Here is an 11142-nt window from a genome sequence, read left to right as displayed (position 1 = left end):
ATTCCAGGTCAAGAAAACTACTAGCTTTCTTATCCCTTTTACTGTTTTAAGGTCGACATTTAAATGTCTCGTTCTGAATTTTTCTCTTAAAGAAATCTTCAGGGTTGTTGTCTATTGTTTAATTATCAAGGTTCTTTTTATCTTTGTCTGTCTCTCACGAGTCAGCCTATACATAATACCATGTGTTCTTTTATATGTCAAGATGTTTTTTAATCTTTTTTCGATTTTTTTCAACATCTTTTTTTAACACAATATTCTGTATATATTTACCCTTTTTTCTTCTATATATGGGGTCTACATTAGCCATAAAAAACTGTCTGAAACTTTTTGTTCCAGACAGTCAATACTGACTAAAACGGAGAAAGAGGGATTTGAACCCTCGCGCCGGTCACCCGACCTACACCCTTAGCAGGGGCGCCTCTTCAGCCTCTTGAGTATTTCTCCAGCAGAAGTTATTATACTAGACCTTCTGCCTATTGTCAATCATTTTTTTCAGTATTTACAAAATACTTCATTTACAATGTATTTGCATTAATCGTTTGCTCAATACGTTGTTTTACCAATGCTGCTATTTCTTTTGTTTTCATATCTTTATAATCTTCATAATATAATGGTTCCAGAAAATGAACCTGAACCGTTACAGGGCTAATACTGTTTGTATCAAATGGTTTAAATGAATCTATTAATGCAACTGGTATGATTGGACATTGAGCCTTTGTCGCAGCTTTAAAACTACCACCCTTAAAATCACCTGGATGATTTCCATTTTTAGATCGTGTTCCCTCTGCAAATATAAGATAATTTCTTCCCTTTTTTACTTCATTTGCCACATCAATAATTACTTGCATCGCCTGACGAACATCTTCACGATCCAGCATATAGGCTTGCATACATGCAAATACTTGTTTTAAAAATTGAATATTAGAAACTTCTTTTTTTGCAACAACGGAAAATGGATATGGACACACATCTACAATCGCAAGAACATCGTATAATCCCTGATGGTTCGGGAAAAACATAAATCCTTGTTCTTTTGGTATATTTTCAAGGCCATGTGCATCTATTGTAACATTTCCACCTTTATTTGCCCTATGACAGATAAATTGTAACATCTTATAATGTTCTTTTTCTTCATATTTATCAACATAATGTGCATGATAACACAATTTTATCCACATAAACGGTACAAGGAAAATATTTCGAAATACCATTAATAATATTCTCTTCATTATCTTTGATACTCCTTAATCGCAGTTTCATATAAATTATTTCCTTCACAGTCCGCAACAACAATTACTGGAAAATTCTCAACTTCTAATTTCCGAATTGCTTCTGTGCCTAAGTCATCATAAGCAACAACTTCTGATGATTTGATACATTTTGACAATAATGCGCCTGCTCCACCTACAGCAGCAAAATAGACACTTTCATTTCTAACAACTGCATCCAGTACTTCTTTGCTCCTTTTTCCTTTTCCTATCATTGCTGATAAACCAAGATCAAGAAGTCTGGGCGCATATTTATCCATACGGCTTGCTGTTGTTGGTCCGGCAGAACCAATTGGACGTCCTTCTCTTGCAGGAGATGGTCCCATGTAATATATGACCTGATTTTCTATATTAATCGGAAGATTTTCTCCATTTGATAAGGCTTCATCCATCCGTTTATGCGCAGCATCTCTTGCAGTATAGATTGTCCCTGTGATATATACGTAATCACCGGCATGTAGCGAACGAGATACTTCTTTTGTTATTGGTGCTTTTATGTGCTTATCCATCTTATACCTCCCTGATAATGTGTCTATTTATGTGACAGCAAATGTTAATTCCAACCGGAAGTCCTGCGATATGAGTAGGATAAGTATTTACATTTACTGCAAGTGCAGTTGTTGTTCCTCCCAATCCACCTGGGCCAATACCTAATCTGTTAATTTTATCAAGCATCTCTTCTTCTAATTCTTTTACCCATGGAATATCTGAATGTGATCCAACCTCTCGAGTAAGTGCTTCTTTTGCCATAAGTGCGCATTTTTCAAAAGTTCCTCCTACTCCAACGCCTACAATCATCGGAGGACATGCATTCGGACCAGCATCTTTTACTGCAGTTAAAATTGCATTTTTTACACCTTCAATTCCATCTGCCGGCTTCAACATGAATACACGGCTCATATTTTCACTTCCAAATCCCTTTGGAGCAACTTTTATCTTTACTTTATTGCCTTCTACAATACTATAATGAATGATTGCAGGTGTATTATCCTTAGTATTTTCACGAAGGATCGGATCACCTACTACTGACTTTCTCAAAAAACCTTCTGTATATCCCTGGCGTACTCCTTCATTTATAGCATCTTCAAGACTTCCACCTTCAAAATGAACTTCTTGTCCAATTTCCATAAATATTACTGCCATTCCAGTATCCTGGCATATGGGAATCATATCTTTTGCTGCAATCTGAAGATTCTCCTGAAGTTGATTTAAAATCTGTCTGCCAAGAAGTGATTCTTCTGTTTTTACAGCGTTCTTCAAAGCTACATCCATGTCCTTTGACAGAAAATGATTCGCTTCTATACACATTTCTTTAATATTCTTTGTAATTTCACTTACATCGATTGTTCTCATCTACTTCCTCCTTCATTTGGGACGGGGGTTTTTCAAAAATACTCCGTCCCAAATTAATTTTACCCTGTCCCCACTGAATATACAAGTTAATATTCTGAATACTCTGTATCTTTATCTCTCTTATATAAAAAGCTTATATGATCATACACTTCCTGAAAATCAATCTCCAATTCATTATCCCATATACCAACTGGAATCTTTGCATCAAATCCATAAATTACCGGATAATTTTCTGTTTCAAAATTATATACAATAACCTTTTTTCTGTTCGGATCTATCATCCAGTATTCTCTTACCCCGGCATTTAAATATTTATTAAGCTTGATCACAGAGTCTCGTTTGGTCGATGAACGGGATATGACTTCAATAATAAAATCCGGAGCTCCATAAATACAGCGATTAATGATTTTATCCCTGTCACACACAATAACTACATCCGGCTGTACCATCGTCTTATTATCACAATCAAGCTGTACATCAATCGGTGATATCATCGGAAGACACTTTCCTTTTTTATCTAACACATGAGAAATCATCTTACTGTATATAAGTCCTGCTATTAGCTGATGTGCAGAGGTAGGAGATGACATATCGTATATCACTCCATCAATTAACTCGACACGCCTCTCATCCGGTATCTTATAATAATCTTCTAAAGTATATTCCCCTTGCTTCTTCACCTTATAAGAATTCTCAGGTTTCTTTAACACCTGCTCCAATGCACGAAGTGTCTCATATCTTGGTGAACTTGTTACTCCTGAAAAAATCTTCTGGATTGTACCTACAGGTACACCGGAAAGCTCCGAAAGTTGTGCATAAGTATAGCCAAGCTCTGTCTTTCGTTTTAACATTTCCTGAATTGTCATTTTAATCACTTCCATAATAAAATGTGAATCTGTAAGCATATTATATTTTATATATCACTATAAATCAACCATTTGTATTTTATTATATCCATAATATTTCCATTTTATATATTTGTGGAAATATTATGATTATATCTATAATTGACTCGCAAATATTTCTTTTAAAACAACCTCTATTGGTATAAAATACTAATTAAGAACAAGATAAAATCCAAAAAGGGGGATTATTATGACTACAAATATCAACATAGAGCAATTACAGAAGGATGCCGTAGATATTTTTAATGCTGGCTTTGCCTGTTCAGAATCTGTGATCTACGCTATCAGAAAGCATTTTGAGATAGATCTTTCTGATGATGCCATCGCTATGAGCTCAGGTTTTCCGTGGGGACTTGGTGGAGGCGGATGTATCTGCGGTGCGTTAGCAGGCGCAACAATGTGTATTGGTTATTTCTTTGGACGAAGAACTCCTGGAGATCCGAAAATCACAAAATGTTTTGCATTAACAAACGAAATGCATGACGCATTCAAAGATTACTGCGGAGGTACATGCTGCAGAGTTCTTACGAAAGGAAAAGAAAAAAATTCTCCTGAAAGAAAGGCTCAATGTACAGATTTTGTTTCCTTTACAGTAAAAAAAGTTGCTGAAATAATTATCCGTGAACTTGAATCTGAAAACTAATTACTGTCAAAAAGTTTACATAAAAAAATCGGGACAAAAGATTTTTTGTCCCGATTTTTTTACATTATTACTCAATAGGATCCATTATTTCTTCTGAAGCTTTTTCTTCCTCGTCACCTTTTCGCACTTTTGCTATACTTGCAACGATATCTCCTTCTGGAAGGTTTATCAGTTTTACTCCAGATGTTACTCTTCCAAGTGTAGATATTCCTTCACATTTCATTCGAATGATAATACCTTCTGTATTGATAATCATAATCTCATCATCATTATTTACAGCTTTTACTCCGACTACATTACCAGTCTTCTCTGTAATCTTATAACACTTTACACCTTTTCCTCCACGGTTCTGGCGTGTGAATTCTTCCATTGAAGTTCTCTTTCCCATACCTTTTTCTGATACGATCAAAAGTTCTTCGCCCTGGGAATCCAACTGCATTCCAATGACTTCATCACGATCCGACAGATTCATTCCGCGTACTCCCATAGATGTTCTTCCTGTTGGGCGTACATCTTTTTCATTAAAACGAATACACTGACCATACTTGGTTATCATGAAAATATCTCTGTCATTATCGGTATATTTTACTTCAATCAATTCATCTTCTTCCCGAAGTGTAATAGCTGCAAGTCCTGTCTTACGGACGTTCGCATATTCTTTGATAGGAGTCTTCTTTACAAGACCTTTCTTTGTAGCCATCAGAAGGTACTCTCCATCTCTGTATTCATCAATTGGAATAACGGCACTGATTTTTTCTCCAGGCATTAATTGAAGAAGATTCACAATTGCTGTTCCTCTTGAAGTACGACTTGCTTCCGGAATTTCGTACCCTTTTAGACGATATACACGTCCCGTATTGGTAAAGAACATAATATAATGATGTGTATGAGTCATAAATAACTCTTCTACATAGTCTTCTTCCAATGTCTGCATTCCTTTGATACCTTTTCCTCCCCTATTCTGAGATTTGAAAGTATCATTTGACATACGCTTGATATATCCAAGCTTTGTCATTGTAATAACAACATCTTCTTTCGGAATCAAATCTTCCATAGAGATGTCGAACTCATCGAATCCAATTGAGGTTCTTCTTTCATCTCCGTATTTATCACGAATGACAAGAATTTCCTCTTTGATTACTCCAAGAAGAAGTTTTCTGTCAGCTAAGATTGCTTTTAATCTGCTGATCTGTTCCATCAATTCGTTATATTCTTTTTCCAGTTTTTCCCGTTCCAGACCGGTCAGAGCACGAAGACGCATGTCAACGATTGCCTGAGCCTGAACATCAGACAACCCGAATCTCTCCATTAATTCTGATTTTGCAATCTGAACTGTCTGTGAACCTCTGATAATCTTAATAACTTCATCAATATTATCAAGAGCAATCAACAAACCTTCTAATATATGTGCTCTTTCTTCTGCTTTATTTAATTCATATCTGGTACGTCTGGTTACAACCTCTTCCTGATGCTGCAGATAACAATTCAACATTTCCAGAAGATTCATAACTTTTGGTTCATTATTGACCAGTGCCAGCATGATAACTCCAAAAGTATCTTGAAGTTGTGTATGTTTATATAATTGATTTAAGATAACGTTTGCATTGACGTCCCTTCGAAGTTCAATAACAACACGCATACCCTCACGGCTTGACTGATCGCTTAAGTCTGTAATTCCTTCTATCTTCTTATCTCTGACCATTTCAGCGATCTTTTCTATCAATCTTGCTTTATTCACCATAAATGGAAGCTCAGTTACAATAATTCTGCTCTTTCCATTTGGCATAGTCTCAATATCTGTCACGGCACGAACACGAATCTTGCCTCGTCCGGTTCTATATGCTTCTTCAATTCCTCTGGTTCCAAGAATCATACCGCCTGTCGGAAAATCCGGTCCTTTGATAATCTTTAAGATCTCTTCTATTGTAGTCTCTTCTTTATCTTCAATCTGATTATCTATAATTTTTACAACTGCATTGATAACCTCTTTCAGATTGTGTGGAGGTATATTGGTTGCCATACCAACGGCAATTCCGGAAGTACCATTTACCAGAAGATTTGGAAATCTGGCCGGAAGTACAGTCGGTTCTTTCTCTGTCTCATCAAAGTTCGGTACAAAATCTACGGTATCTTTATTGATATCGGCAGTCAGTTCCATAGATATCTTACTTAGTCTGGCTTCTGTATATCGCATAGCAGCCGCACCATCACCATCTACAGAACCAAAGTTTCCATGACCATCTACCAATGGATATCTGGTAGACCATTCCTGAGCCATATTAACCAAAGCACCATATATAGAACTGTCACCATGTGGATGATATTTACCCATAGTATCACCGACAATACGTGCACATTTTCTATGTGGCTTATCAGGACCATTATTTAATTCTATCATAGAATAAAGTATTCTACGTTGAACTGGTTTCAAACCATCTCTTACATCTGGTAATGCACGAGAAGCAATAACACTCATAGCATAATCAATATAGGAGGTCTCCATTGTTTTTTTGAGATCCACTTCGTGGACTTTATCAAAAATATTATCTTCCATTAGTTGTATCCCTTTCTATGTGTTGTGTTATACGTCTAAGTTCTTTACGTATTTTGCATTTTCTTCAATGAACTCTCTTCTCGGTTCTACTTTATCTCCCATCAAAGTTGTAAATGTAAGATCTAATTCTGAAGTTGACTCTTCATCCATCGTTACTCGAAGTAAGATTCTGTGTTCCGGATCCATAGTTGTTTCCCAGAGCTGTTCTGCATCCATCTCTCCAAGACCTTTATAACGCTGGATTTTATTATTGGTATCACGTCCTACTTCAGACAGGATACGGTCTAACTCTTCATCACTGTACGCATACCATACCTTTTTATTCTTTTCCAGTTTATATAATGGAGGCTGAGCCAGATATACATACCCTTCTTTAATTAGATCTGGCATAAACCGATATAAAAATGTCAATAATAAGGTACTGATATGAGCACCATCTACATCGGCATCCGTCATAATAATAATCTTATGATAACGTAATTTGGAAATATCAAAATCATCATGGATTCCTGTACCAAAAGCAGTAATCATTGCTTTAATCTCTGCATTTCCATATATCTTATCCAGTCTTGCTTTTTCCACATTCAATATCTTACCACGAAGAGGCAGGATTGCCTGTGTTGCCCGGTCTCTTGCCGTCTTAGCAGAACCACCCGCAGAATCTCCCTCTACGATATAGATTTCACAGTTCTTAGGATCCTTGTCTGAACAGTCCGCTAACTTACCAGGAAGTGACATGCCATCCAACGCGGATTTTCTTCTGGTCAGATCTCTTGCTTTTCTTGCAGCCTCTCTTGCACGCTGAGCCATTACAGATTTTTCAATAGTCATCTTAGCAACTGCCGGATTCTGTTCAAGATAAACTTCCAGCTGCTTACTTACAACACTATCCACTGCACCTCTTGCTTCACTATTTCCTAATTTTTGTTTTGTCTGTCCTTCAAACTGGGGATCTTCAATTTTTACACTGATAATTGCAGTCAGACCCTCTCTAATATCTTCACCTGACAGATTCGGTTCACTGTCTTTTAATAATTTGTTTTTTCTTGCATAATCATTAAATGTCTTTGTCAATGCATTACGAAATCCCACAACATGTGTTCCGCCTTCCGGGGTTGTAATATTATTGACAAATCCATACGTATTGTCTGAATATGAATCATTATGCTGCATTGCAACTTCTACAGATACGTTATTTACCATGCCTTCACAATAAATAATATCTTCATACAACGGTGTATTACTTCTATTCAAATATTCTACAAATTCTTTAATTCCACCCTCATAATGGAATGTCTTTTCTATTGGTTTTTCTTCTGGTCTCTCATCGCGAAGTACAATTTTTAATCCTTTTGTCAAAAATGCCATCTCGCGGAATCGCTGCTTTAAAATATTGTATTCAAAAACAGTATCTTCAAAAATTGTATTATCCGGGAGAAATGTTACTTTTGTTCCTGTTGTTTCAGTATCACATTTCCCAATTACTTCTAATTTCTGAACTACTTTTCCACGTTCATAACGCTGTTTATAGATATTACCTTCGCGATAAATCTCTACTTCCAGCCAATTAGACAATGCATTTACAACAGAAGCACCAACTCCATGAAGTCCTCCAGATACTTTGTATCCTCCACCTCCGAATTTACCACCGGCATGTAGAACAGTAAATACAACTTCAACAGCAGGAAGACCTGATTTGTGGTTAATTCCAACAGGGATTCCACGGCCATTGTCCAATACAGTTACAGAGTTATCTTTATTAATTGTTACAAATATCGTATCACAAAAACCAGCTAATGCTTCATCTACAGCATTGTCAACAATCTCATATACAAGATGATGAAGTCCACGGGATGAAGTACTTCCAATATACATACCAGGACGTTTTCTAACAGCTTCAAGGCCTTCCAAAATCTGAATTTCATCCGCACCATATTCGTGCTGTACTTTTTCTGTACTCATTCTTATCCTCCTAGTTCTCATTAGTCACTTGTCCATTCTGGACATGAAACACCTTATTTATAGAAAAACAATGATTTACAAAATCTTCTACCCCTGTACAGGTAATAAGTGTCTGTATATCATGAATACTATCTAATAAATAGTTTTGCCTATGTTTGTCAAGTTCAGACAATACATCATCAAGCAATAAAACAGGCGTGTCATGTATGGCCTGTTTTACTAATTCTATTTCAGAAAGTTTTAATGATAATGCAGCAGTTCTCTGTTGTCCTTGTGATCCAAAACGTCTGATATCCAGATCTTGGATCATAAAACATATATCATCTCTGTGAGGTCCTACAGATGTACTTTTAATTCTCAGATCTCTCTCTCTGTTCTTTCTTAATGCTTGTTCTAATGTAAGATTTCCATTACTGGGTTCATAGATTATCTGTATTTCTTCTCTTTTACCAGTTAATTTTTTATGGACAGAAGAAATTATTTTATTAATTTCTTTTATGAATTCTTTTCTTCTATCTATTATTTTAGTACCATATTGAATTAATTGCAATTCCCAGATGTCAAGAGTATCCATCAGTTGTTCTTGCCTGAATGTCCCCATCTCTTTTAATAGATGATTTCTTTGATTCACAATACGATTATAATTGGACAGATTATTCAGGTATACCTTATCCAATTGAGATAGCTCAAGATCAATAAATCTTCTTCTCTCAGAAGGACCATTTTTGATAATATTCAAATCCTCTGGTGAAAAAAATACAAGATTTACAATTCCAAATAGTTCACTGGCTTTCCTTATAGGAATTTTATTGATTGCAATTCCCTTTGGATTATTTTTTTTCAAATGCATATCTAACTGATATTCAATTCCATTTTTTTCGACAACTGCCTCAATATGTGATTCATCTTTTCCAAATTGAATCATATCTTTGTCCTTGGCACCTCGATGCGATTTTGTTGTTCCAGAAAGATATACAGCCTCTAATATATTTGTTTTTCCCTGAGCATTGTCACCATAAAATATATTAGTATTATCATCAAAATCAAGTTTTAAAAGATCATAATTTCTAAAATTTTTGAGTTTTAAAGATTTAATCTTCAATTCTTATTTCTTCTCCATCAAAAATAACAATATCTCCGGCATATAATTTGCGTCCTCTTCGGGTATCTGTTTCACCATTTACCTTTACCAGACCATCTACAATAACTTCTTTTGCTTCTACCCCAGACTCTACCAGACCTGCCGCTTTTAATGCCTGTCCGAGTTTAATATATTCTTCACGTAATTTTATAGTTTCCATTTTTCCCCCTACGCTACTGCATTAAAGTTTACCGGAAGAATGAGATAGATATAGCTCTCTTCTTCATCTTTGATAAAGCATGGTGCTTTTGCGTTCATCAGATACAAAGTTACCTCTTCGTCATCAATAACACGAAGTGCATCGATTAAAAATTTGGGATTAAAACCTATCAACAGATCTTTTCCTTCTTTGCTAATAAATATTTCTTCATTCATAGATCCAATCTGTGATTTTATCTTTAATTCCATGACTTCATCACCAATATTGATGATAATTGGCTTTTTATCTCCTTCTTTTACAAGTAATGTTGCTCTGTCAATACAGTTTAATAACTCTTTTTTATTAATTCTTACTTTTGTCTCATAATCATTAGAAAGCATCTGATCTATTTTAAAATACTCACCTTCGATCAGTCTTGACACTACAACCGTATTATCAAACTCAAATACAATATGATTGTTGGTATAAGAAATATAAACTATGCTTTCTACTTCTCCAGACAGAATCTTACTTACTTCAATCAAAGTCTTTCCTGGAACAATTAATTTTTTATCACTTACTGAATCTTTCAATTCTATTTTACGAATGGATATACGATGTCCATCCAAAGATATGACTCTCAGAATATTATTTTTTATCTCAAATAATTCTCCGGTCATTAATTTGTTGCTTTCTGTATCTGCAATAGAAAAGATTGTCTGTCTGATAACTTCTTTCAAAGTAAATTGAGATATTTCAATGGATTCTTCTTTTTCAATAATTGGAAGATAAGAGAATTCTTCTCCAGGCTTTCCTGCAATATCAAATTTTGCTTTTTCACAGGTAATAACAGTCTGAAGATTCTCATCCGTTTCGATGGTAATCTCATTGTCTGGGAGCTTTCTTACAATCTCTGAGAATATCTTGGCATCAATGGCTATCATTCCACGGTCAATGATCTCTCCCTCAATATCTGTCTGAATTCCTAATTCCATATCGTTTGCAGTCAATCGTATAATATCATTTGTAGCATCAATTAAGATACATTCCAGAATTGGCATCGTTGTTTTTGATGGTACTGCTTTAGATACTGTGCTAACTCCTTTTACCAAATTGGATTTATTACAAATTATTTTCATGTGTATAACTCCTTTCACGGGGACATAAATAAATATAT

Annotated in this window: 10 protein-coding genes and 1 tRNA gene; 1 reads left to right on the top strand and 10 read right to left on the bottom strand. The window is 35.3% G+C overall.

Annotated elements, in window-relative coordinates:
• Positions 1 to 356: 356 nt before the first annotated feature.
• From ACQRD1_RS09540 to ACQRD1_RS09520, 5 genes are all read right to left on the bottom strand, one after another.
• Positions 357 to 444 (bottom strand) — tRNA-Ser (locus tag ACQRD1_RS09540).
• A gap of 71 nt (positions 445 to 515) precedes the next feature.
• Entirely contained in the window at positions 516 to 1229 is a 714-nt protein-coding gene (locus tag ACQRD1_RS09535; protein ID WP_235234270.1) for a lysophospholipid acyltransferase family protein, read from the bottom strand.
• Positions 1229 to 1777 carry a Fe-S-containing hydro-lyase gene (locus ACQRD1_RS09530; protein WP_235234272.1) on the bottom strand — a complete coding sequence of 183 codons (549 nt, stop codon included), beginning with the start codon at positions 1775 to 1777 and terminating at the stop codon, positions 1229 to 1231. The genes ACQRD1_RS09535 and ACQRD1_RS09530 overlap by 1 nt, the downstream gene beginning before the upstream one ends.
• A gap of 1 nt (position 1778) precedes the next feature.
• Positions 1779 to 2621 carry a fumarate hydratase gene (locus ACQRD1_RS09525; RefSeq protein WP_235234273.1) on the bottom strand — a complete coding sequence of 281 codons (843 nt, stop codon included), beginning with the start codon at positions 2619 to 2621 and terminating at the stop codon, positions 1779 to 1781.
• A gap of 86 nt (positions 2622 to 2707) precedes the next feature.
• Positions 2708 to 3487, bottom strand: coding sequence for a Uma2 family endonuclease (locus ACQRD1_RS09520; protein WP_235234274.1), 780 nt, complete (start codon positions 3485 to 3487; stop codon positions 2708 to 2710).
• Between the two features lie 229 nt (positions 3488 to 3716).
• Here ACQRD1_RS09520 and ACQRD1_RS09515 point away from each other — a divergent pair, with 229 nt between their 5' ends.
• A complete protein-coding gene (locus ACQRD1_RS09515; RefSeq protein WP_235234275.1) occupies positions 3717 to 4169 on the top strand; it encodes a C-GCAxxG-C-C family (seleno)protein in 453 nt (150 codons plus the stop codon).
• 67 nt (positions 4170 to 4236) lie between these two features.
• Here ACQRD1_RS09515 and gyrA read toward each other — a convergent pair whose 3' ends face one another.
• Genes gyrA through dnaN form a run of 5 tightly spaced genes read right to left on the bottom strand, consistent with a single transcriptional unit; the run spans position 4237 to position 11104 of the window.
• Positions 4237 to 6723, bottom strand: a complete 2487-nt coding sequence (gyrA, locus tag ACQRD1_RS09510; RefSeq protein ID WP_235234048.1) for a DNA gyrase subunit A — start codon at positions 6721 to 6723, stop codon at positions 4237 to 4239.
• A 27-nt stretch (positions 6724 to 6750) separates the two neighbouring features.
• Positions 6751 to 8685: a DNA topoisomerase (ATP-hydrolyzing) subunit B gene (gene gyrB / locus ACQRD1_RS09505; protein WP_235234050.1), complete on the bottom strand. Its 1935-nt coding sequence runs from the start codon at positions 8683 to 8685 to the stop codon at positions 6751 to 6753.
• A gap of 10 nt (positions 8686 to 8695) precedes the next feature.
• Positions 8696 to 9787: a DNA replication/repair protein RecF gene (gene recF / locus ACQRD1_RS09500; RefSeq protein ID WP_235234051.1), complete on the bottom strand. Its 1092-nt coding sequence runs from the start codon at positions 9785 to 9787 to the stop codon at positions 8696 to 8698.
• The gene (locus ACQRD1_RS09495; RefSeq protein WP_235234052.1) at positions 9777 to 9986 is read right to left on the bottom strand and encodes an RNA-binding S4 domain-containing protein; all 210 of its coding nucleotides are present in this window, start codon (positions 9984 to 9986) and stop codon (positions 9777 to 9779) included. The genes recF and ACQRD1_RS09495 overlap by 11 nt, the downstream gene beginning before the upstream one ends.
• 8 nt (positions 9987 to 9994) lie before the next feature.
• Complete coding sequence (dnaN, locus tag ACQRD1_RS09490; RefSeq protein ID WP_235234053.1) at positions 9995 to 11104, bottom strand: DNA polymerase III subunit beta; 1110 nt, start codon at positions 11102 to 11104, stop codon at positions 9995 to 9997.
• Positions 11105 to 11142: the final 38 nt, after the last annotated feature.

Origin of the sequence: Bariatricus sp. SGI.019, assembly GCF_050315235.1 — a bacterium.
Classification (GTDB): domain Bacteria; phylum Bacillota; class Clostridia; order Lachnospirales; family Lachnospiraceae; genus JAFBIX01.
This window is presented reverse-complemented; position numbering and strand designations above follow the sequence as displayed.